The organism is Streptomyces sp. NPDC005955 (assembly GCF_042871255.1).
In the GTDB taxonomy this organism is placed as follows: Bacteria; Actinomycetota; Actinomycetes; order Streptomycetales; family Streptomycetaceae; genus Streptomyces.
The window spans coordinates 349,043-371,957 of sequence record NZ_JBIAIF010000001.1; the positions used below are offsets into that span (position 1 = coordinate 349,043).

The following is a 22,915-nucleotide window of genomic DNA, read 5'->3' on the forward strand; positions in this document are numbered from 1 at the left end:
ACCATCACGGACCAGCGCGAACCAGAGCGGGTCAGAACGGGGCCGGGCCGGGGCCGGGCCGGGGGTTACTCGGCAGAGTCGCCGTTCGGCGCCTTCGTACCGGTGGCACCGGTGGCAGCAGCGCCGGGGCCCCGTTCGCCGCCCGGGCCCTCCCCGGCGGGCTCGGCGGCCGGTCGGGGGGCCGCCGGAACCACCGGGGCCACGCCGAGGGCCGTCGCCCCGTGCGGCGCGGGCGAGCCGCGCAGCGCGTACCCGCGGGAGTACGCCCGCAGATATCCGACGACGGTGTTGGTGACCGCGACCAGCGGCACCGCGACGACCGCACCGCCGATCCCGGCGACCAGCCCGCCCGTCGCCACCGAGAGCACCACGGCCAGCGGATGGACCCGCACGGCCCGGCCCAGGATGAACGGCTGGAGCACGTGCCCCTCGATCTGCTGCACCGCGAGCACCACCGCGAGGGTCATCACCGCGGTGAACACCCCCTGGGTGACCAGCGCGACGACCACCGCGAGCGCCCCCGACACCACCGCGCCGATCAGCGGGATGAACGCGAACAGGAAGATGAACACCGCGAGCGGCACCGCCATCGGCACCCCGAGGAAGTAGATCCCGAGGCCGATGAAGACCGCGTCGATCAGCGCCACCAACACCGTGCCGCGTACGTAGGCGGTGAGGGTCCGCCAGGCGCGCGGCCCGGCACCGGCGATGCCCTCCCGGGCGGCCCCCGGCACCAGCCGCAGCAGCCACTCCCAGATCCGCCGGCCGTCGTACAGCAGGAACAGCGTGGAGAACATCGTCAGCAGGATGCCGGTCAGCGCCTCCACGAGGACCGTGACGCCCTCCAGGCCCGCGGAGGTGATGGAGTCGGTGTTCGCGCCCACCGCGTCCCGCAGGGTTCCCGCGATGTCGTTGATCTGATCCTCGGTCACATGGAACGGGCTGTTGAGGAGCCACTTGCGCAACTCCTCGATGCCGTCCTGGACCTGGTCGGAGAGGTGGTCGATGTTCTCCATCACCTGCCACACCACGAACCAGCCGACCAGCCCGAGCAGGACGAAGCCGAGGACCGCGGTGAGCACGGTCGCGAGCCCCCGGGGCACCCCGTGGCGCTTCAACTTCGCCACGGTCGGCTGGAGCAGGGCGGTGATGAGCAGCGCGGCGACGAAGGCGAGGATGACGAGTTGCACGGCGCTGATGACCCGCATCAACACCCACACCGCGCCGGCGAGGACCAGTAGCCGCCACCCCGCCTCGGCGGCGACCCGCAGACCCCAGGGCACGGCCTGTGCCGGATCGGGCCGCGCGGTGACGGCGGGCAGGTAGGTGACGGGGGTCGACGGACCTGCCGCGGGGTCACCGGCCGGCGCGGCGGGGGCCGGTGACGCGGCGTCGCCACCGGTGGCGCCCGGTGCGCCGGACCCGTCGGGCGCGTCGGGGTCGTCCCGCCGCTGCGCCGCGTCGCGCCGGGCCTCCCACCGCGCGCCGAGGCCGGTCAGCCCGGCTCCCCACCGGCCCAACCAGCCTGGCACTCGCGACATGACCCGTACCTTTTCCCGCCGTCCGCCGTGCTTCCCGCGCCCGGCACGTACCCCGCGTGCACGTCCGTCGTTGCGTACGTTGCGCACCGCTCCCCCCGGGTGTCCCCGGAGCCCGCCCAACCGTACATGCCACGGGCCCCTCACCGAAGGACGGCGAGGGGCCCGGAAAGGTTGAACCGCGATCGACGCGGGGCGGGCTTCAGTACCAGCGGTTGGCCTGCCAGAAGTCCCAGGCGCCACAGGGGCTGCCGTAGCGGCCCTCCATGTAGCTGAGGCCCCACTTGATCTGGGTGGCGGGGTTGGTCTGCCAGTCCGCACCCGCGGAGATCATCTTCGAGGCGGGCAGCGCCTGGAAGAGCCCGTACGCGCCCGAGGAGGGGTTGACGGCCTTGTAGTTCCAGTCGGACTCGTGGTCCACGATGTTGCTGAAGCACTGGAACTGGTCGGCGGGCACCACCGCACGGGCCATCGCCTGGATCTCGGCGATGGTGTACGAGCCCTTGGCGGTGGTCGGGAGGCTGCCGGTGCCGGAGGCGGTGCGCGTGTCGGACCGACTCGCCTTCTCCTGCTTCTCCTTGGCCTCCTTCTCGGCGCGCTCCTTGGCTTCCTTCTCGGCCTTCGCCTCGGCCGCGGCGCGCTCCTTGGCCTCCTTGGCCGACTTCTGCTTGGCCACGGCGTCCTTGGCCGCCTGGACGCGGGCCGTCTCCTCGGCGGTCTTCTTCGCGGAGGAGTCAGCGGCGATCGCCTGGGCGTCCGCCTGCTGCGCCAGCGAGGAGGTCATGACCTGGGCCTGCTGGCCCGAGGGGATGTCCGCGAGGAGCGTCGAGTCGCTCGCCGTCGCCTCGAAGTCGTTCGAGGACTCCTGCGGGGTGCCCGAGGCGACGCCGACGACGGCGCCGACGGTGGTGACCGCGGTGGCGGAGGCCACGGCGAATCCCCGGACGGAGATCCGGCTCACACGTTTTCCTTCCAGCATCGCCCGCACGGGTGACCCTCACGGACGCGATCGTGCCCTTGGCACTGGCCTCCGATACTGCGGGGTCACGGGAGGCACGGGCCCGGTGGACAACTCCCGCGACGGGAGCGCCCGGTGGTACTCGGGCGGCATACGACGGGCTCTATGAAGTTCGGTGTACGGCAGTGTGCCACGGCGCCGGTGGTGCTCTGGCGACCGGAAGGCGGCACGGTGTGTCGTATGCGGGGCCTGACAGGACTGAGACTCTGCCGCAGCCGCACACCGCAAGGCAATTCCGGGTTGAGTGGGATAGATCACACCTGGCACGACTCGGGCCTTGTTCCGAACTCCCCCACCACGGGCCGCCGCCCGGCTAGGCTCTCGTGCCCTTTCGGCTACGAGTCCCCACCGGGCGGCACCCAACACCCCCTCGAAAGGGGGCCAATCAGGACCAGCTCCCCTACAGGTGTCCGTCCTCCAACATCTCGGTCACCAACGCGGCGATCTGGGAACGCTCCGAACGGGTGAGCGTCACATGTGCGAAGAGCGGATGTCCTTTCAGTTTCTCCACGACGGCGACCACCCCGTCGTACCGGCCGACCCGCAGGTTGTCCCGCTGCGCCACGTCATGGGTGAGCACCACCCGGGAGTTCGCCCCGATCCGCGACAACACCGTCAGCAGGACGTTGCGCTCCAGCGACTGGGCCTCGTCCACGATGACGAACGCGTCGTGCAGCGAACGGCCCCGGATGTGGGTGAGCGGCAGCACCTCCAGCATCCCCCGCGCGGTGATCTCCTCGATCACCTCACGGCTCGTCACCGCCGACAGCGTGTCGAACACCGCCTGCGCCCACGGGCTCATCTTCTCGGCCTCGGAACCCGGCAGATAGCCCAGCTCCTGCCCGCCCACCGCGTACAGCGGCCGGAAGACCATCACCTTCTGGTGCTGGCGGCGCTCCAACACCGCCTCCAGGCCCGCGCACAGCGCCAGTGCCGACTTGCCGGTGCCCGCCCGGCCACCCATCGACACGATGCCCACGTCCGGATCGAGCAGCAGGTCCAGGGCGATGCGCTGCTCCGCGCTGCGCCCCTTGATCCCGAACGCCTCGCGGTCCCCGCGCACCAACTGCACCCGGCCGTCCGCGGAGACCCGGCCGAGCGCCTTGCCCCGCTCCGACTGGATGCGCAGCCCGGTGTGCACCGGCATGTCCGCCGCCTCGGGCACGAACAGGTCGTCCCCCTCGAAGAGCAGGTCGACCTGTTCGGCGGAGAGCGACAGCTCGGCCATCCCGGTCCACCCGGAGTCGGTGATGGCCAACTCCGCCCGGTACTCCTCGGCGAGCAGGCCCACCGAGGACGCCTTGATGCGCAGCGGCAGGTCCTTGGAGACGACCGTGACGTCGTACCCCTCGGCCTGGAGGTTGCGGGCCACGGCGAGGATGCGCGAGTCGTTGTCGCCGAGTCGGTACCCCGCCGGGAGGACCCCCGGATCGGAGTGGTTCAACTCGACGCGCAGCGTGCCGCCCAACTCCCCCACCGGGAGCGGGGCGTCCAGTCGGCCGTACCGGACGCGGTAGTCGTCCAGCAGCCGCAGGGCCTGCCGGGCGAAGTACCCCAGTTCCGGATGGTGGCGCTTGGCCTCCAGTTCCGTCACGACGACGATCGGCAGGACGACTTCGTGCTCGTCGAAACGGCTCATCGCGTTCGGGTCGGCCAGCAGGACGCTGGTGTCGAGGACGTAGGTGCGCCGGTCTGGCGTACGGCGCTTTGAGCTGGTCACCACGGAAGGACGTACCCCCTCGGATGAGGTCGGGGAGCGCCGGGGCAGTGGAACGCCCCCTGCGACACCCCACGGGGAAGGAACGAACCGGGTTCGGGCCGCGGGGCGCGGGCCGGACGCCGGCCCTCCGCCTCGTCCGTACGGTACGTACGGTGCACCTGGTGCAAAGAGCCTCCCGGGCGGGCGGCCTGCTGCCGTCCGCTGGATACGGCATCCCTCCCGGTACCGCCGACCGATACCGCTCGGATGCCGACCTGGGTGGCTTATTCCCTTCAAAACGCGCCGCCATGCCAGACCCGTTGGAGGCACGTGGATGAACACCTCGTGACACGGCCCCCGGTGACCGCCCTCCTGGGGGGCCGTCAGCCGCCGTAGCGCCGGTGGCGGGCGGCGTAGTCGCGCAGCGCCCGCAGGAAGTCGACCTTGCGGAACGCGGGCCAGAAGACCTCGCAGAAGTAGTACTCGGAGTGCGCCGACTGCCAGAGCATGAACCCGGAAAGCCGCTGCTCACCGCTGGTCCTGATGACCAGGTCCGGGTCCGGCTGGCCGCGCGTGTAGAGGTGCTCGGAGATCACGTCGATGTCCACCAGCTCGGCGAGTTCCTCGAAGCTGGTGCCCCGCTGCGCGTGGTCCAGGAGCAGCGAGCGGACCGCGTCGGCGATCTCCTGCCGACCGCCGTAGCCCACGGCGACGTTCACGAGTATCCCCGTGTTGTCGATCGTGGCCTGTTCCGCCTCCTTGAGGACCGTCTGCGTCGGACCGGGCAGCAGGTCCATCGTCCCCGCGTGGTGCACCCGCCAGCGGCCGTCCCGCGCCAGACCGCGCACCGCGTCCTCGATGATCCCGAGCAGCGGCACCAGCTCGTCCTCCGGACGGTCCAGATTGTCCGTGGACAGCATCCACAGGGTGACGACCTCGACGTCGGTCTCGGCGCACCAGCCGAGGAACTCGGAGATCTTGTCGGCCCCGGCCCGGTGGCCCTGCGCGGTGGTCTCCCCGGACGCCTTCGCCCAGCGCCGGTTCCCGTCCAGGATGACCCCGATGTGCTTGGGCACCTGGTCGTGGTCGAGGCGGCCCTCCACCCGGCGCGCGTAGAGTCGATACACCAGGTCGCGCAGGTTCACGTCTGTTCAGCCCCTTGGTGGAAATAGCCGTCCCCGAGGGGCGCCACCCTACCGGTGCGCACGAGGTCCGCCGAGCCGGGGGCGAGGCCCGACTGAAGTAGTTTCGAGCCCATGGACGACACCATCCTCTACCGAGCGCGACCGGACCGTTACGACTCCATGGAGTACCGGCGCTCCGGCCGAAGCGGCCTGAAACTGCCCGCGGTCTCCCTCGGACTGTGGCACAACTTCGGCGACGACCGCGCGCTGACGACGCAGCGGGCGATCCTGCGCCGCGCCTTCGACCTCGGCGTCACCCACTTCGATCTCGCCAACAACTACGGCCCGCCGCCCGGCTCGGCCGAGCTGAACTTCGGCAAGCTCTTCCGCCAGGACTTCGCCCCGTACCGCGACGAGCTGGTCATCTCCACCAAGGCCGGCTATCTGATGCACCCCGGCCCGTACGGCGAGTGGGGCTCCCGCAAGTACCTGCTGTCCTCGCTCGACGCCTCCCTCGCCCGGATGGGCCTCGACCACGTCGACGTCTTCTACTCGCACCGCTTCGACCCGCACACCCCGCTGGAGGAGACCATGGGCGCGCTCGCGTCCGCGGTCCAGCAGGGCAAGGCCCTCTACGTCGGGGTGTCCTCCTACACCAGCGAGCAGACCGCCGAGGCGGCCCGGCTGCTGCGCGGGATGGGTGTGCGGCCGCTGATCCACCAGCCCTCGTACTCGATGATCAACCGTTGGACGGAGGACGACGGCCTGCTCGACACGCTGGAGGCGGCGGGCATGGGGTGCATCGCCTACGTGCCGCTCGCCCAGGGCCTGCTGACGGGCAAGTACCTGCACGGCATCCCGGAGGGCTCCCGCGCCACCCAGGGCAAGTCCCTGGACCCGGGCCTGCTGAGCGAGGAGGTGCTGCGTCGGCTGCGCGGGCTGAACGGCATCGCCGAGCGGCGCGGGCAGAGCCTCGCCCAGCTCGCCCTGGCGTGGGTGCTGCGCGACGAGCGGATGACCTCGGCGCTGATCGGCGCGTCGAGCGTCCGGCAGTTGGAGGAGAACGTGGCCGCGTTGGGCGGTCCGGCGCTGACCGCGGAGGAACTGCGGGACATCGACGAGTACGCGGTGTCGACGCCCGGGACGAACATCTGGGCCGGACGGGGCTGATCCCCTTCGGCGGGGGGCGCTGCGATCAGGGCACCTTGGCCGGGGCTTTGCGGTCGGGGGCCTTGGCCAGGGAGCCGGGGTCGGGCCCTGGGGGCGGGCGCCTCGGCCGGAGCGCTGTGGCCGGGGGCCTTGCCAGGGCCTGGTGGAAGCGCTGCGGCGGGGCTGCGGCGGGGGCCTCAGCCCGGGGCGTCCCGGGCGGGAAAGGAAAACGGGCCGGTCCGTGGGGGGGGATACGGACCGGCCCGAGGGGGGGGTTCCACCATAACCCTTCGTATGTGATGTCGCGGGCATTGACGGCCGACAACTACTCTCCGCAGTCTCCCCGGGCGCGCGCCGGGCGCCCGTACCGCGGGTGACGGGGGCGGCGGGCGGAGGAAAACCGCTGGTGCGGAGTGTCGTGGCGCTCGGCGCGGCGCGGCCGACGGTGGACGGCGCCCCGCTGTGGCCGTCCCCCTCCGGGGCGAGGGGACCCGAGGCGCGAGGTTGACGCCGGAGGCGGGTGGCGGAGCGGGAACCGGGGCGGGAAGCCGGGTGCGGAACGAGGACCCGGGCGCGGAACGGGAACTCGGGCGGCGGGCCCGGTGCCGGAAGCCACACGGCACCGCGCAGCCCCCTCCACTGCACGGTGCCGCCCGCGCAGCTTTGCTCACGCGAATTACCTTGGTCTGAACTTACGCCATCTTTACCTGGGGATCGAGCCACACCCGATAACGATGTGGAGAACGTCGTTCGGGAAGGGCCGCCCGGCTCGTACCGAAGGCCCCGACCGGCCCGCCGTCCCCGTCAGGCTTCCTCGACGCCCCGCACCGGGCGGGCAGCGCGACTACCGCTCTGCGTGCGGCCGGTACCGGGAGCACGCAGGACCCGGGGTGCGCGCGGGTGGTCGACGTCGATGTCCGCGTCCGGGTTCCCCGCGGCGGCGACCCGCGGGGCGGGATCGGCGGGAGGAGCCTCGCCGGCGGACTGGGCGGCGGCGGAGCGGAGGGACGCCGCGTACTCGGGGTGCTTGCGGGCGACGATCGCGGACATGTTGCGGCCGCCCCACTCGCCGAGCGGACCCAGCGCGAAGTTCAGCTGGGACCCGATCTCCGTGAGCGAGTACTCGACCCGGGGCGGAACCTCCGGGAAGACCTCACGGTCCACCACCCCGTCCGCCTCCAACTCCCTGAGCTGCTGGATCAGCATCTTCTCGCTGACCCCCGGCACCTGGCGGCGCAGCTCACCGAACCGGAGCGGACCCTCGGCGTCGTCCAGGGCCCACAGGATCAACGGTTTCCACTTGCCGCCGACGACGTCGACCGCCGCGTCGAGACCGCAGATGTACGGGCCCTTGCCCATGGTCAACTCCTCACGACAGCTCAACACTTACCCGAGCGACAGTACTGCCGGTCCGGACCTCCGGCACGTGCGTTTCCCGCGCGGGCGCGGGAAGGGCGCCCCGGGCCCCACTGCCTCAGGGGGCTGCCGAACCTGCGGCCTCGTCACCGCCGCGGCTCGGCTCGGCCGCCGTTCCGCCGCGGGGGAAGGACACCTCGACGCGTCGGTTCTTCCGCCGGCCCTGCTCCGAGGAGTTGTCGGCGATCGGATAGTCCTCGCTGTATCCGCGCACCTCGTAGGTGACCTCGGGGCCCAGGTCGGCGGCGAGCGCGTCGTGGACGGAGTCGGCGCGGCGCTTGCTGAGCAGCTTGCCGTGCTCGTAGGAGCCGAGGTCGTCGGTGAAGCCGAAGACCCGGATGTTCGTCGCCTTCAGTTTCCTGATCTCGTCCGCGATCGCCTTGATCCGGGACAGCGCCTCCGGGTTCAGCTTCGGGCTGTTCTTGGGGAACAGCACTTCGGCCTGGAGGGCGAACTTCACCTCCGTGTTGGTGTCCTCGCGCCGCTCCTCGCCGCCCATCTCCTCGACCACCGACTTGATGTCCAGCACCTTGGCGGGCGCGAGGCTGGCCCCGTCGGCCAGGCGCAGGCCCGGGCTCTCGGGGTCCACCTCGGGCGCGGGTGCCCCGTCCGAGACGCTGCCCGGGGGGGTGCTGGGGTCGCTCGGGGCGGCTTCGGCCGGGGCTCCCAGGACGAGGAGGGAGAGGAGGGCGGCGAGCGTCACGGGTGCGGCGGTCGTACGGGGGCGGGACGCTCGGCGCGGGGTGCGGTCGGGGACGTGCAGCGGGGCTCCGGGGGTGGGGGCGGAGTCGGTCATCGGCTATTCGCCCTCGCTGATCTCGATGGACGCGGGGGGCATGGAGCCCACTTGAAAGTCGACCTTCGTCGTGCCTTCGGGGGGGGCGGGGAACTGAGCGAACCACTCGGCGGTGTCGCCGGACTGGACGCCCCCCGTGAAGCGGGTGCACAGGCACCGGCCCTCCGTGTCGCGGAGGACGAGGTATTTCTTTCCCTCGCGCTTGTCCACCAAGTTGGCTCCCGCGATGGAAGCACCGTTCTTGACCAACTCGTTCTCGTCGCTGCGCCATCCGGCAGCGACCCATGACTTGCCGGTTCCGTTGGTCACGGTTCCTTGGACCGTGATGTATCCGCCCTGATCACGAACTGCTGACGTGATGGCCATCGTCAGTCCACCCTCGCCTTTGGACTCCCCAAGAACGTCATTCGTAGGCTGTGTTGAGGGCTGGTCATCTTCCGTGGGCCCGTTCTCCTGGTCCTGTGACGACTGCGAGGCCGGCCGGGTTTCCCGTTTTCCGTCGTCGTTACCGCTCTCGCCCCCACCACAGGCCGTGCCAACAAGGATCAGCCCAGTAGTGAACGCCGCCGCGGTCAGTGTTCTGCGCGTCCTCGCGTGGTGGAGCTTCATGGGTACTGCTTCCTTTCACTCAGCCAGATACACGGAGAACAGGGCGGACGCATCGGGCAGGTCTTCCAGCTGAAAGTCCTGGGGATCGATCTCGACAGTCTCTCCGTCGCAATCAAGTTCGATGACATCCCTGGGGTCGGCGTCCATGTCGAACTCACACCGCGGCTCCAGGACGGCAGTGGCCTGCGCCCGGGCCCGCATCGACTCCGTGCCGGGGATGATCGAGTCGCCCACCGTGTAGTTGGTCTCGATCTCCACCTGAAATCCTGGATAGCCATTCACCTCAGCCGGACCGAATCCGGTCACGCTGGCTTCATTCTCGCTGGCCAACCGTTCCGCGGCGGTCTGCGCTCCAGTCTGTTCGAGGAGGTCTGTGGTCAGCCAGTCCAACCAATCCTCTTCACCACCGATGGCGGTCGCCAAGCCGTCGAGCATCTCCTCCCGGGATGCCTGTGCGGCTGCCAGTGCGGCCGCATCGGCCGCCGACTGCGCCCCGTTGCGCGCGGAGGCAGCCTGAGCGAAAGCGAAGAAGCCAAAGGCGACGAAGAGCAGGATTCCCGTGGTCCAGATGTAGATGGGCAGCGTCTGGCCCCGGTCCGTCGCACGGGCCTGCGTACGACTCAACCCCCGATGACGTTGTTCACCGCGTCGAGGATCGCCCCCGAGATCAGCCCGTCCAGACCCAAGCTGTCGATCAGGGTGAAGATTCCCGCGATGATGATCAGTAGGCCGGCGTATTCCACGAAGCCGGCGCCGCGGTCGTGTGCGGGGCCCCTCAGGTGGGTGAGGGTGCGGTGGCGCCAGGTGGTCAGGCGAGTCCTCATCGTGGGTCCTTCCGTCCGGGTGCCGTGCACGTCCGACTACGGAAAGGTACGGGACGGGGGCGGTCGGGCTCGTGGGCCCTGGGGCCCAACTCGCAGGTGAGGGGGTCAACGGGACCACCCCTCCCGCAGGGAGGACGGGGCGGTTCCGAGCCAGTGGGCGATCGCTTCGCTCCGGCTCCCGCTCTGTAGCTTCGCGAAGATCCGGTTGATGTGGTTCTTGACGGTCTTCTCGCTGATGAAACAGGTGGCGGCGATCTGTTGGTTGTTCATGCCGGACGCGATGAGATCCATGACCTCCACCTCCCTGGAGCTGAGACCGAAAGCGAACGGACCGCGCCCGCCGCCGCGTTGCTCGCGGGGGCGACCCTCACGGGTCCACCACGACTCTCCCACAGACCGTTGCACCTGCGAAGTAGGTGGGGGTGATCCGGGCGCACGGGTCGGGTGATCCGAGACGTCCGGCCCCGTGGGGGACCCCGTCGTGGACCACACGTCCCGTGCCGACGGGGTGCAGGTGCCGTGTCCGTCCGCCGTTCTCCGTACCGCCAGGAGGAGTTCGTCCGTGGTGAACTCCCCGTGCACCAGGTATCCGCGGGCGCCGAGCCGGTGCGCGGCGCGGACGGTTTCGGGTTCCGCGCTGTAGGTGAGCATCAGGACCGGTGCCAGGCGGACGAGTGCGGGGAGCGCGGTGAGACCGTCCGTACCGGGCATGCGGACGTCGAGCAGGACCACGTCGGGTCGGTGTCGTCGGACGGTGGTCAGGGCTTCCGCGCCGTTCGTGGCCTCGGCGACGACCGTGAGGCCGGGGCGGGTGCCGAGGAGGGCGGCGAGTCCGGCCCGGACGACCGGGTTGTCGTCGGTGACGACGACCCGCAGGGCTGGCGGCTCAGGGGGCATGGTCAGCCTCCGGGAGGAGGGAGGGGACGGGACGGTTGCGGTGCGCGGGGTGCCGTGTCGGCGGGGCGGGCTGGGGGACGGTCAGGCGGACGCGGGTGCCGGGGGTCCGGGCGGTCGGGCGGGGGTCCGCCGGGGTGATCGTCAAGGTCGCGTCGAGGGCGGCGGCGCGTTCGACCATGCCGAGCAGGCCGAACCGGCCCCGGGCCCGCAGTGCGGCGAGTCGTACCGATCCGGGGGCGAGGGTGCCGAGGGCGTTGCCGGGGATGCCGTCGCCGTCGTCGGTGACGGTGACCGTCAGGCTCCGGGCGTCGCCGGTGACGGTGACGGCGACCCGGGAGGCGCGAGCGTGTCGGTGGGCGTTCTCCAGGGCCTCGCCGACGATGGTGGCCGTTTCGTGGGCCACCGGCGCCGGGGCGGTGAACGTGGTTGCGGGGGCCGGCTCGGCGCGCAGGGCGGCGGGCGTGCCGGTGCGGGCGCGGAAGTCGGTGACGACGGCGTCCAGTTCGGCGAGCAGATCGGTGGGAGGGGGGTGGGGCTCGGTGCCGCGGAGGTCGTGCAGCAGGGTGCGGGACTCGGTGGCGGCGCGGCGGGCGGCGCGGGCGACCTCGTCGGCGCGGGCCCGCAGGACGTGGGGGTCCACCCGGTCCGCCCCGGTGGCCAGGGCTTCGGCGGACAGGGCCAGGCCGTGCAGGGTCTTGGCGACGGAGTCGTGCATCTCGCGGGCGAGGCGGGCGCGTTCGGATTCCACGGCGTCCCGGACGGCGAGGTCGGCGTTGGCTTCGGCGAGGGCCCGGGTGGCGGCGCCGAACCGGAACATGAGGTTGCGCAGGGTCACGCCGATGATGCCGGCGGCGACGCAGAACCCGGCGAGCAGGGCGGTGCTGGGCCCGGTGCCGGGGCGGTGTTCCCAGGCGCGGTACGCGGTGAGCAGCGCGACGATCTGGAGTCCGGTGAAGACGCCGGCGCCGCGCCAGCCGTACAGCAGTCCCGACAGCAGGGGGGTGCAGACGGCGACGTAGCCGAGGGGGGACGCGGGGGACGCGGTGAGCAGGAGTATCGAGCCGACGAGGAGGTCCGCCCCCATCAGGGTGGGGTGGGCGAGGACGCGGGGGCCGAAGCGTTCCCAGTCGCGGAGCATCGCGTAGGAGCTCATGAAGCCGGCGATGCTGGCGGCGAGGACGGCGTACCTGGGGGCGCCGTCGGCGGCGCCGGCCAGGGCGAAGGGCACCCCGATCGCGATCATGGCGAGGCGGGCGCCGAAGACCTGGCGGCACAGGGCCTGGAGGGCGCTGAGCTGGATGCGGACGCTGGGCGCGGGCGCGTCGTCCTCGATGGCGGAGGGCCAGGGTCCGGGCCGGGTGGCGAGCGGGGAGCCGGTGCGGCGTCCGCGGTGGAGGGCGCGGGCGAGCCGTGCCCGTAAGCGCCGGGGCGACGCCGTGCGGGGTGCTGCGGGGTCGGGGGTGTGTCGCATCAGCGCCCCAGGATGGAGCCGAAGTCGCTGCCGGAGCCGAGGAACATGCCGGTGGCGATGAGGATCATCGTGGCGGGCAGCATGAACACCAGAGTCACCACGGTGGCCTTGGGGATGGTCTTCGCGGCGCGGCGGCGGGCGTTCTGGGCGTCGGTGCGGCGCATGTCGCCGGCGATCTGGATGAGGGTCTCGGCGATCGGGGAGCCGAGTTCCTCGCCCTGTTGGAGGGCGGAGACGAACTGGGCGACCTGTTCGGAGTCGTTGCGGCGGCGCAGTTCGTCGAAGGCCTGGCGGCGGCTGACGCCCATGTCCATCTGGCGCAGGGTGATGCGCAGTTCGTCGGCCCAGGGTCCTTCGTACCGTTCGGCCACCCGGTCGAGGGCCTGGCGGAAGCCTAGGCCGGCGGAGACGACGACGGCGAGGACGTCGAGGAAGTCGGGGAGGGTGCGGTCGATGACGGCGCGGCGTTCCCGGACGGCCTGCCAGATGAGGGCGTCGGCGGCGAAGAGGCCGAAGGCGAGGGTGAGGGCGGCGAACAGGGGTTGTGCGTTGTTGAGGAAGACGAGTCCGAGGACGACGCCGAACACGCCGTAGACGGCGCGGCGGGCCGCGTACCGGTCGACGGTGAGGCCGCCGGGGTTGCCGGCCCGGTCGATGCGGCGGCGTTTGGCGTCCACGCGTTTGGGGCCCATCAGGCGCAGGACGAGGGGGGCGCAGCGCATGCCGAGGCGGTCGACGGCGGAGTCCGTGGTGGAGACGCGGGTGGCGCCGACCTCCAGGGCCAGGGCGAGGTCGCCGGGGAGTTTGGTCTCCGTGCGGTACAGGCGGATGCCGAAGAGGGCGCCGAACACGGCGGCGCCCGTGAGCGCGGCGAGCAGCAGGGCCGTCATCGTCATCGGGGGGAACCTCTCACACTTCGATCTTGCCGAGGCGGCGGATGACGAAGAACCCGACCGCGTAGAGCCCGAGGGCGATCAGCATCAGGACCTGGCCGACCGGGGAGCCGGTCACCCGGGCGAGGGCGCCTTCGTTGGAGGAGTTGACCAGGAGCAGGGAGCCCAGGCCGAGCAGGGGGACGGTGAACGCGGTCGCGTTGACCTCGGACAGCATGGTCCGCACCTCGCGGCGGGTCTCCTTGCGGTCCTCCAGGGTCTGGGTGAGGTTGCGCAGGGAGCTGACGACGGAGCCGCCGGCCTTGTTGGACAGGACGAGGGTGGTGACGAGGACGACGAGTTCCCGGGAGGGCAGTCGGCGGGCGAGTTCACCGAGGGCGTCGTCGACGGAGCGGCCGAGGGTGAGTTGGTCGGCGACGAGGGAGAGCTCTTCGCCGGCGGGGGCTTCGAGTTCTTCGGCGGCCATGGTGAGGGAGGTGCGCAGGGCGAGTCCGGCGGCGGTGGCGTTGGCGAGGAGCCGGGCGACGTCGGGGAGCTGGTTGATGAACGCTTCGATGCGTTTCTGTCGCTGCCAGTTGAGGAAGATGACGGCGCTCCACACGCCGACGGCGGCGGCGAGGGGGCCGAAGAAGGGGGCGAGGGCGGAGGCCGCGACGAGCCAGAGGCCGATGACTCCGGCGAGGGCGTAGGTGAAGAACTCGCCGGCGGTGAGGTCGAGTCCGGTAGCGGCGAGCCGCAGGCCGATGGCGCGGCCGAGGCGGGTGTGGCGCAGCCGGCGGTCGACGGCGACGAAGCGTCGGGTACGGCTCGCGGGGCCGTGGACGGGGCCGCCGGAGAGGCGGTCGACGAGGGCTTGGCGTTGGGCGCGGCCGGTGGCCCAGCTGTGCAGTCCGGCGATGGCGAGGGTGCAGCACAGCAGGGTGGCGCCGAGGGCGAGGAGGGCGAGTTCGCTCATGCCGGGCTCCGCGGGTGTCGGTTCATGCGAGGGCCTGCCTGGTGTGGGGCGGGGCGATGCCTTCGGCGGCGACTCCGAAGGCGGGCGGGACCGGTTCGCTGGCGACGTACAGCTTCTCCGCGACGGCGCGGGGCAGGGGCAGGTGTTCGAAGTGGCCGTGCACGATGCGGTCGGCGCCGGGGGGCCGGGGGACGAAGCGGGAGACGGTGGCGATGCGCAGGGGTTCGCGTCCGTGGGAGACGAGGAGCGCGATCTCGACCACGCGGCGGGAGCCGTCGGCGTGGCGGGCGAGTTGCACGACGACGTCGACGGCGGAGTTGATCTGGTCCTTGAGCGCTTCGAAGGGGATGCGGACCTCGGACATGGAGCCGAGGGTCTGGAGCCGCATCAGGGCGTCCTCGGCGCTGTTGGCGTGGACGGTGGCGAGGGAGCCGTCGTGGCCGGTGGACATGGCCTGGAGCATGTCGAGGGTCTCGCCGCCGCGGACCTCGCCGACGATGATGCGGTCGGGGCGCATCCGCAGGCTGTTGCGGACCAGGTCGCGGATGGTGATGTGGCCCTTGCCCTCGACGTTCGGGGGGCGGGACTCCAGCCGGATCACGTGTTCCTGTTGGAGTTGGAGTTCCGCGGAGTCCTCGATGGTGATGATGCGTTCGCGGTCCGGGATGAGTCCGGACAGGGCGTTGAGGAGGGTCGTCTTCCCGGAGCCGGTACCGCCGCTGACGATGACGTTGAAGCGGGCGCGGACGAACGCGGACAGCAGGAGCAGCATCTGTTCGTCGAGGGAGCCCAGGCCGATGAGTTCGGTGAGGGTGTAGGCGCGGGGGAAGCGGCGGATGGTGAGGGTGGGGCCGGTGAGGGACAGCGGGGGGATGATGACGTTGACGCGTTCGCCGGTGGGCAGTCGGGCGTCGACCATCGGGTTGGACTCGTCCACGCGCCGGTTGACGGTGGAGACGATGCGTTCGATGGTCTGCATGAGCTGTTCGTCGGAGGCGAAGCGCAGCGGCAGCTGTTCCACGCGGCCGGCGCGTTCCACGAAGACGGCGTCGGGTCCGTTGACCATGATCTCGGTGATCGAGGCGTCGGCGAGGAGCGGTTCGAGGACGCCGAGGCCCAGGGCCTCGTCCACCACGCGGCGGATGAGTTGGGCGCGTTCGCTGGTGGAGAGGACGGGGCCCTCGCGGCTGATCAGATGGCCCAGTACGCGTTCCAGCCGGACCCGGCGGTCGGCGGCGGCGAGCGAGGACATCTCGGCGAGGTCGATCTCTTCGAGGAGTTTGGCCCGGTAGACGGCGACGAGGTGGCTGTCCTCGCGTGGTGCGCCGGCTTCCTGGGGGGTGGCCGCCAGTCGGGAGCGCAGGCTCATGGGCTCTTCCTCCTTCCGTTCGGGTTCCGGTGCGGTGGTGCGGGTGGGGGTGGTCGGGTGTCGCGGGTGTCGGTGGTCACTCGTCGGTGGGCATGGTGACCGTTCGGGTGACCTGCCAGCCGGAGCCGACGAAGGGCACGAGTACGGGGACGGTCACGGTGGCGGTCGCGCGGGAGAGTTCGCCGTCGTCCGCGGTGTCGACGTCGGCGTCGAGGCCGCTGTCCATCGCGGCGCGTCCCGCGGCGGCTCCGTCGCCGCCCTGGGCGGTGACGCGGGCCGCGGCGCGGGCTCCGGAGCCGGCTTGGCCGGCCGCGTAGCCGATCAGCCCGAGTTGGATGGCGGCGAGGCCGATCACCAGGAGGATCGGCAGGAACCCCGCGAACTCCAGCACGCTGACGCCCCGGTCGTCCTTGAGGACGCGGCGGGGCGGGGTCCTGCGGGGTCGGGGGCCGGCGCCCGGGCTGCGCCCCGCCCCCGTACGCACGGGCCCGGAACGCCCCACCTGCGCAGGGTCGGTTGCGCCGCTACGTACCCCTGCGGGAGTGGCGGGGCGCACCCCCGCGCGTACGGGTACGGGGCGCCGCACCTCCGCGTGGGCGGGGAGCACAGCGCCCGCTGCGGCTCCCGCTCCTGGCGCGTCGGACCGTCCCCGCTCGCGCGGGGCGCACCCGATTGCGCGGGGAGCACCCGACGACATTGCGGGCCACCGTGTCGACGGTCGGATCACCCCCGCGTGGGCGGGGGTGGCGCGTCGCACCCTCATGTGTACGGGTACGGGGCGTCCCATCCCCGTGTGTGCGGGGAGCGCGAGGCGGATTCGCGGTGCTGCTCGCCGCCGGTCGGTCCGTCCCCGCTCGCGCGGGGCGCACTTCACGGTGCCGGTCGACTCGGTGTAACCCCCGGGGCCACCCCCGCGTGTGCGGGGAGCGCCGGGCGAGGGCGCTCCCGCCGGGTTTCGCGTTCGGCACATCGTCTCCGCGCGCCGCGCCGCCGCCCGCAGGGCCCGGGAAGGCCCCGTCCCTGCCCGGCCGGGCACGGCCCGCCGTGTCCCGGCCTCCCGCACGGGTACGGTGCGCCGCGACCGCGCGAGGGCGGACGCGGGGGGCCGGACCCCCGTGCGCAGGGCCCGGGAACGCCACGGCCGCGTACGGACGGACCCGCTGCGACGTGCACCCGTACGGGCCGGTGCGGAGGGCCGCGGCGCGGGGCGAGCAGGCGCAGGGCGCGACACCGCCGTCCGGGCGGGCCGGGGCAGCGGCAACCCCGGTCGGGCGGACGCGGGGGGCCGGACCCTCGTGCGTACGGTCAGGGGGCGGCGTGCGCGGGCGCGGGGGGTCACGGGGCGCCGCCCGCGGCGACTTCGTCGCCTTCGACGGCCGCCCCGGCCTCCGCGTCGACCGTCCACCCGGTGGTCACCCCGGGGAAGAAGACGGGCACCTCGGCGCTGACGCTGGCCCGCCAGACCAGTCCGTCCCGGGCGCAGGAGACGTCCGCCCCCTGCCAGGCCGCGGGCAGGTGCTGCTTCGCGGCGGCCACGCAGGCGCCTTCGCCGCCCCCGCCGAAGGCCGCCGCGGCGGTCGCGGCCCGGGCGCCCTCGTCGGCGGCGTTCCCGGTGAGCGAGAAGGTGTACCCGTACAGCGCGCACTGCCACAGGATGGCGATGACGGCGAGCAGCAGCGGGAACATGCCGGCGAATTCGAGGGTGACCGCGCCCCGGTCGCCGCCGGCCGCGCGGCGGCGCAGGGCCAGCGCGCCACGGTCGCCGCCGCTGCGGCGTCGGCGGCCGGTGTCGGCGGGGTCGGTGGCCATCAGGCCGAGTTCCGCGGCGAGCGTCCACACGGCCTGTTTGACGGTGGACTTGTGGTCGAGGTCGTGGACGCGGCCGGCGTCCACGACGGCGTGGAGTTCCTTGAAGTGGGCGGGCACGCTGGTGCGGGCGACCCGGGTGCCGGTGACGCGTTCCACCAGTGACGCCTGGATCTCGGTGCCGCGGGCGTGGCGGTTGATGACGGTGGTGGTCTCCTCGGCCTTGCGGATCTGGAGCCGGTCCCAGAGGCGGACCATCCGTTTGGCGGCGCGGATGGCGATCACGTCGGGGGTGACGAGGAGCAGCGCCCGGTCGGAGAGTTCGACGGCGGCGGCGCCCGCGGCGCTCATCTGGGTGCCGCAGTCGATGACGACGACCTCGTAGCGGCTGCGCAGGGCGGCGACGACCTGGCGGGCGACCCGGTCGGTGACCTCTTCCCCGCGTTCGCCCTCGGCGGGGGCGAGCAGCAGGGAGAGTCCGCTCTCGTGGGAGAAGAGCGCTTCGTGCAGGACGCGGGCGTTGATGTCGTGGATGGCGGCGAGGTCGGCGACGGAGCGGCGGAACTGGACGTCGAGGTAGGAGGCGACGTCCCCGGACTGGAGGTCGAGGTCGACCAGGGCGACGGTGTGGCCGCCGGCGCGGGCGGCGAGGGCGAGTTGCACGGCGGTGAAGGTGGTGCCGACGCCGCCCTTGGCTCCGGTGACGCTGATGACGGTGCCGCCGGGTCCGCCGTAGGGGGTGTCGCCGCTGCCGAGGTGGCGCCGCATGCCGGTGGCCCAGGTCGCGGCGGCCTGGACGCGTTCGGCGAGGGCGTCGTAGTCGAGGGGCAGGCCGACGATGCCGCGCACCCCGGAGTCCATGGCGGCGGTGAGCACGTCGTGGGAGGTGTCGGAGGTGATGAGGAGGACGCCGACGGAGGGGAACCGTTGGACGATCTCGCGGATCAGCTCGGGCACGGGTGCGGGGCCGATGCGTTCGTGGACGAGGACGACCTCGGGCAGTTCGTCGAGGGATTCGACGGCGAGCCGGGCGAGGGTGTCGAGGAGGGCGGTGGTGTCGGCCACGGGGATCGCGGGGTCGGCGTCGGGCAGCTGGCCGAGCAGGGACGACAGGGCGCGGGCGGATTCCAGATCCCCCACGGCGGGCAGCACACGGACGCTCATCGCGGCGCTCCTAGCGGTCCTCGTCGAGGGTGAACGTGCGGTCGTCGGGCCGGACGTCGGCGCCGCCGGGGGCGACCAGGGCGAGCCGGACGTGGGTGGCGAAGGACTCGGCGTAGGCGATGCGTTGGGCGTCGGCGGTGCCGAGGGCGAAGGTGATGGGGACGGCCTCGTTGGTGCTGCGGGCCCGGTCGCGGCGGTCGGGGTCGAGGGCGGTGAGCTTGCCGACGTCGATGACCTTGGCGTTCTCGACGATGACCTTGGACTGGTGTTTGGCCCGCTCGTCGTCGCTCTCGAAGGTGGCGTAGATGTTGACGGTGGCGCCCGGGGTGATCTTCCCGGCGACCCCGGTGGCCGCGTCGATCATGATGGCGATCTCCTGCTGTCCGGCGGAGAGTTCCGGCCGTTCGACGATCATGTCGTGTTGGAGCAGGGAGCCGGCGCGCAGCCGGGTGACGGCGATCTTGCCGCGGATGGCGTTCAGGTCGGTGACGGCGGTCTTGGAGAGCCACCGCTTCGGCATGCTGACCTTTTCGAACTGGCTGCTGGTGAGGGTCTTGTAGGGGGCGACGTCGCTCTTCAGGCGGTACGCGGTGGTTTCGGGTCCGACCTTGGAGTTCACGTCGCGGATCACCGCCAGCACCCCGGCGAAGGCGCCGAGGGCGCACAGTACCGAGAGGACCAGCAGGATGACGCCACGGCGCTGGCGTGAGTTCATGGCCGGACTACCTCGATCGGGAACGTGGGCGTGTGGACGGGGTGGTGGTGCGGGGGCCGGGCCGGGGCGGTACGGCTCACACGGGGCCGCCGGTGAGGGCCCGGGCCGCGGTGGGCCTGCGCAGTGCGGGGGCCGCCCGGGTGGTGGCCGTCCGTGGGGGCCCGGTCGCTTCGGGGGCCGGCGCGAGGGGCGCGGAACAGAATCCGCAGCGGTCGCCGATCAGTTCGAGTCCGCACCAGCGGCAGTGTTCGCGGCGGACCGAGGACACGAGTTGGTAGAGCACCGAGATGTCGGGGATGGCGGCGGCGAACTCGACGACCTTGCCGGTGGCCCACCAGTGCGGGGACTCGGCGGGCAGCCGGGTCTCGGTGACGCCCTGGACCCGCCAGGCGGGGGCGAGCGTGTCGGTGACCCAGTCGGGGGCGAGTTGCCCGGCGGCGGTGAACAGGTGGGTGGCGAAGGCGGGGCCGGTGAGGGCGGGGGCGTCGCCGTCGGCGGCCGGGCCGTGCGGGGCGCCCTGGGCGCCGGTGAGCCGGACGAGTTCGGACTGCGGGGTGGCGAGGACGGCGAACTGGGAGCCGGGGACCCAGGACCTGGTGTGGGCCTTGAGGTCGACGGGCACCCGGTCGAGCCGGGTGACGGAGCCGAGGAGCGCTCCGGCGTAGATGTAGTGGGCGAGCAACCGCGCGGCGGAGGCGAGGACTCCGGGGCTGAAGTCGCACATGGAGAGTTGACGCAGTTGCAGGGTGAGGACGGCGAGGCCGAGCGGCGGCAGGTCGGGCCGCAGCAGGGCGATGCGGTCGCTCTCCAGGAGGGAGCGCACGGTGTGCAGCCGTCTGACGACGGCGGGCGGTGCGGAGGCCGGGCACAGCACGACCACGTAGCCGTGGTGTTCGATCAGGGTGTGCATCTCCGTCAGGGACTGTTCGAGGCCGTACGCGTCCGGTGGGCGGCCCTGCCGGGCGGACTTGCCGGCGGCGCGCTCGCCGCGGCCGCGTTCGCGTTCGGCGGGCGCGGCGGAGCGCAGCACGGCCGCGGACGGCGTGTGCCGGTCCAGGGCGGGCAGCACCAGGTCGGGACTGGTGACGGCTATGGCGGTCGGCACCCGCACACCCCCGCTTCCTCCCGGCGGCGTGGTCACACGACCGCCCTCACCGCACCACTGTGATGCCACTCCTGCATCTGTCTGCATCTGCACCATATCCACGGCGTGGCCCGCTCAACACCCGATCTCATCAGATGAGTTCACGGCACGTAGGAATTCGATCGACACAGGGTGAAGCGGAGGCCTTGGTTCCGCGCCGTGAACCCCCTGGGCGCCCGGGGTCACGGACCGTCAGGGCTTCCCGCGGGACACGCCCGGTCACCCGTCCGCGACCACCCGTCACACCGCCCACCCACCCCTAAGCCAGCCCTAAGAGGAACTCAAGCCAGAAATAACACCCCTTGACGGCATGCCCTTTGGGACATTCTTGCCTGGCACGGGGTGTCGTCAGAGGTCTTGACAACCCTGATTGGTCTGGACCAACTTGGGACAACGACGGTGGCCACCGTTTCGTATGCGCCACGTACACCGGTCGGACAGCCAGCCGCCCGGACCCCACGTTCTCGTCCTGTTCCAGCACGCCCCCACACCGGCGTTCAGTGATCCGTGCTTACTCGTTTCGCCACCACCCCACCGGAGGCAGCCAGTGCACCGCCGATCCCCCGCGCCCGCGCTCGCGGGCAGTGTCAGACGTCCCCACAGCACCGCCCGCAGGACCTGGGCCGGAGCCCTGTCCGCGGTACTCGCCGCATCCGCCCTGACGCTCACCGGGCTGGCGACCGACGCCGCCGCCGCGGACATCAACAACGCCAAGAACCCGGGCTTCGAGTCCGGGCTGGCCAACTGGACGTGCTCGTCCGGCACCGGCTCCAGCGTGGCCACCCCCGCCCGCAGCGGCGCCGCCGCGCTGAAGGCGACCCCCGCGGGCCACGACAACGCCCGGTGTAGCCAGACCGTCGCCGTGAAGCCCAACTCCCGGTACACCCTGAGCGCCTGGGTGCAGGGCGGCCTCGCCTACCTCGGCGCGACCGGCACCGGCACCACCGACGTGTCGACCTGGACGCCCGACTCCTCCGGTTGGAAGCAGCTGACGACCAGCTTCACCACCGGCGCCAACACCACCTCGGTCAACGTCTACACCCACGGCTGGTACGGCGCCGCGGCGTACTTCGTCGACGACGTCTCGGTCTTCGGCCCGGACGGCGGCGGGGGCGGCGAGGAGACCGTCATCCCGGTGCCGCCGACCGACGTCGCGGTCGGCGGCGCCACCAAGAGCTCCCTGGACGTGTCGTGGAAGCCCGTCGCCAACGCGACCGGCTACAACGTCTACCGCGACGGCCTCAAGGTGCAGTCCGTCTCCGGCGCCTCGGCGGTCGTCACCGGCCTCGCCGCGGACACCGAGTACACCTTCCAGGTCACCGCGACCAACGCGGCCGGCGAGTCCGGCAAGTCCACGCCGCCCGTCAAGGGACGCACGGCGAAGGACGGCCCGGTCACCGGGCTGCCCAAACACTTCGTGACGGGCTACTGGCAGAACTTCAACAACCAGGCCACCGTGCAGACCCTGGCACAGGTCAGCGACAACTACGACATCATCGCCGTGGCCTTCGCCGACGCCACCAGCACGCCGGGCGCCGTGACCTTCAACCTCAACTCGGCCCAGCTCGGCGGCTACACCGACGCCCAGTTCCGGGCCGACATCCGCGCCAAGCAGGCCGCGGGCAAGAAGGTCATCATCTCGGTCGGCGGCGAACTCGGCACCGTCCGGGTCAACGACGCCGCCTCCGCGACGGCCTTCGCCAACTCCGTGCACGCGCTGATGCAGTCGTACGGCTTCGACGGGGTCGACATCGACCTGGAGAACGGCCTCAACGCCACCTACATGACGCAGGCGCTGCGCTCCCTGTCGGCGAAGGTGGGCTCCTCGCTGATCATCGCGATGGCCCCGCAGACGATCGACATGCAGTCCACCTCGGGTGAGTACTTCAAGACGGCGCTCAACATCAAGGACATCCTGACCGTCGTCAACACGCAGTACTACAACAGCGGCGCCATGCTGGGCTGCGACGGCAAGGTCTACAGCCAGGGCACGGTGGACTTCCTCACCGCGCTGACCTGCATCCAGGTCGAGAACGGTCTCGACCCCTCGCAGGTGGCCATCGGCCTGCCGTCCTCGACCCGCGCGGCGGGCGGCGGCTACGTGTCGCCCTCGGTCGTCAACAACGCCCTGGACTGCCTGACCAAGCTCACCAACTGCGGTTCCTTCAAGCCCGCCCGGGCCTACCCGGCACTGCGGGGCGCGATGACCTGGTCGATCAACTGGGACGCCACGGCGGGCAACGCCTGGTCCAACACGGTCGGACCCCACGTCCGCAGCCTCCCTTAGCGGGCTCACCGTCGGCGGTCACCGGGCCCCACACCGGTGAC

Annotated in this window: 19 protein-coding genes and 1 pseudogene; 2 read left to right on the forward strand and 18 right to left on the reverse strand. The window is 71.9% G+C overall.

Annotation, left to right across the window (positions count from 1 at the left end; translation table 11 throughout):
- Positions 1–65 precede the first annotated feature (65 nt).
- The 4 genes from ACFYOU_RS01435 to ACFYOU_RS01450 form a co-directional block, all read right to left on the reverse strand.
- Positions 66–1,541, reverse strand: coding sequence for an AI-2E family transporter (locus ACFYOU_RS01435; protein WP_391302604.1), 1,476 nt, complete (start codon positions 1,539–1,541; stop codon positions 66–68).
- Positions 1,542–1,740: 199 nt separating this feature from the next.
- Entirely contained in the window at positions 1,741–2,517 is a 777-nt protein-coding gene (locus tag ACFYOU_RS01440; protein WP_389765004.1) for a transglycosylase SLT domain-containing protein, read from the reverse strand.
- Positions 2,518–2,956: 439 nt separating this feature from the next.
- On the reverse strand, positions 2,957–4,279 hold the full coding sequence (locus ACFYOU_RS01445; protein WP_391302606.1) for a PhoH family protein: 1,323 nt from the start codon (positions 4,277–4,279) through the stop codon (positions 2,957–2,959).
- A 359-nt stretch (positions 4,280–4,638) separates the two neighbouring features.
- Positions 4,639–5,400 carry an isoprenyl transferase gene (locus ACFYOU_RS01450; RefSeq protein WP_385486104.1) on the reverse strand — a complete coding sequence of 254 codons (762 nt, stop codon included), beginning with the start codon at positions 5,398–5,400 and terminating at the stop codon, positions 4,639–4,641.
- A 111-nt stretch (positions 5,401–5,511) separates the two neighbouring features.
- On the opposite strand from ACFYOU_RS01450, the gene mgrA reads away from it, so the two are divergent.
- Positions 5,512–6,549, forward strand: coding sequence for an L-glyceraldehyde 3-phosphate reductase (gene mgrA, locus ACFYOU_RS01455; protein WP_391302609.1), 1,038 nt, complete (start codon positions 5,512–5,514; stop codon positions 6,547–6,549).
- A gap of 1,026 nt (positions 6,550–7,575) precedes the next feature.
- Here the strand turns inward: mgrA and ACFYOU_RS01460 are convergent.
- The 14 genes and pseudogenes from ACFYOU_RS01460 to ACFYOU_RS01525 all read right to left on the reverse strand — a co-directional run.
- Positions 7,576–7,887: pseudogene (locus tag ACFYOU_RS01460) on the reverse strand (winged helix-turn-helix transcriptional regulator); the annotation flags it as partial.
- A gap of 115 nt (positions 7,888–8,002) precedes the next feature.
- Positions 8,003–8,740, reverse strand: coding sequence for an OmpA family protein (locus ACFYOU_RS01465; protein WP_391302611.1), 738 nt, complete (start codon positions 8,738–8,740; stop codon positions 8,003–8,005).
- Positions 8,741–8,743: 3 nt separating this feature from the next.
- Positions 8,744–9,049, reverse strand: a complete 306-nt coding sequence (locus tag ACFYOU_RS01470; RefSeq protein WP_391302613.1) for a hypothetical protein — start codon at positions 9,047–9,049, stop codon at positions 8,744–8,746.
- Between the two features lie 315 nt (positions 9,050–9,364).
- Positions 9,365–9,973 carry a pilus assembly protein TadG-related protein gene (locus ACFYOU_RS01475; protein ID WP_391302615.1) on the reverse strand — a complete coding sequence of 203 codons (609 nt, stop codon included), beginning with the start codon at positions 9,971–9,973 and terminating at the stop codon, positions 9,365–9,367.
- Positions 9,970–10,173: a hypothetical protein gene (locus ACFYOU_RS01480; RefSeq protein WP_391302617.1), complete on the reverse strand. Its 204-nt coding sequence runs from the start codon at positions 10,171–10,173 to the stop codon at positions 9,970–9,972. The genes ACFYOU_RS01475 and ACFYOU_RS01480 overlap by 4 nt, the downstream gene beginning before the upstream one ends.
- A 105-nt stretch (positions 10,174–10,278) precedes the next feature.
- Entirely contained in the window at positions 10,279–11,070 is a 792-nt protein-coding gene (locus tag ACFYOU_RS01485) for a response regulator (protein ID WP_391302620.1), read from the reverse strand.
- On the reverse strand, positions 11,060–12,541 hold the full coding sequence (locus ACFYOU_RS01490) for a histidine kinase (RefSeq protein ID WP_391302622.1): 1,482 nt from the start codon (positions 12,539–12,541) through the stop codon (positions 11,060–11,062). The genes ACFYOU_RS01485 and ACFYOU_RS01490 overlap by 11 nt, the downstream gene beginning before the upstream one ends.
- Positions 12,541–13,431 (reverse strand): DUF5936 domain-containing protein, encoded by an 891-nt coding sequence (locus ACFYOU_RS01495; RefSeq protein ID WP_385755432.1) that lies wholly within the window; start codon positions 13,429–13,431, stop codon positions 12,541–12,543. The genes ACFYOU_RS01490 and ACFYOU_RS01495 overlap by 1 nt, the downstream gene beginning before the upstream one ends.
- A gap of 19 nt (positions 13,432–13,450) precedes the next feature.
- Positions 13,451–14,389 (reverse strand): type II secretion system F family protein, encoded by a 939-nt coding sequence (locus ACFYOU_RS01500; protein ID WP_391302624.1) that lies wholly within the window; start codon positions 14,387–14,389, stop codon positions 13,451–13,453.
- A gap of 22 nt (positions 14,390–14,411) precedes the next feature.
- Complete coding sequence (locus tag ACFYOU_RS01505) at positions 14,412–15,758, reverse strand: ATPase, T2SS/T4P/T4SS family (protein ID WP_391302626.1); 1,347 nt, start codon at positions 15,756–15,758, stop codon at positions 14,412–14,414.
- Between the two features lie 76 nt (positions 15,759–15,834).
- Positions 15,835–16,260, reverse strand: a complete 426-nt coding sequence (locus ACFYOU_RS01510) for a TadE/TadG family type IV pilus assembly protein (protein WP_389764982.1) — start codon at positions 16,258–16,260, stop codon at positions 15,835–15,837.
- A gap of 833 nt (positions 16,261–17,093) precedes the next feature.
- Positions 17,094–18,728, reverse strand: a complete 1,635-nt coding sequence (locus ACFYOU_RS01515) for an AAA family ATPase (RefSeq protein ID WP_391302629.1) — start codon at positions 18,726–18,728, stop codon at positions 17,094–17,096.
- A 10-nt stretch (positions 18,729–18,738) separates the two neighbouring features.
- Positions 18,739–19,443 (reverse strand): Flp pilus assembly protein CpaB, encoded by a 705-nt coding sequence (cpaB, locus tag ACFYOU_RS01520; protein WP_387009900.1) that lies wholly within the window; start codon positions 19,441–19,443, stop codon positions 18,739–18,741.
- 76 nt (positions 19,444–19,519) lie between these two features.
- Positions 19,520–20,554, reverse strand: a complete 1,035-nt coding sequence (locus ACFYOU_RS01525; protein ID WP_391302631.1) for a hypothetical protein — start codon at positions 20,552–20,554, stop codon at positions 19,520–19,522.
- Between the two features lie 580 nt (positions 20,555–21,134).
- Between ACFYOU_RS01525 and ACFYOU_RS01530 the strand changes: the two genes are divergently transcribed.
- Positions 21,135–22,874, forward strand: a complete 1,740-nt coding sequence (locus tag ACFYOU_RS01530) for a glycosyl hydrolase family 18 protein (protein WP_391302633.1) — start codon at positions 21,135–21,137, stop codon at positions 22,872–22,874.
- Positions 22,875–22,915: the final 41 nt, after the last annotated feature.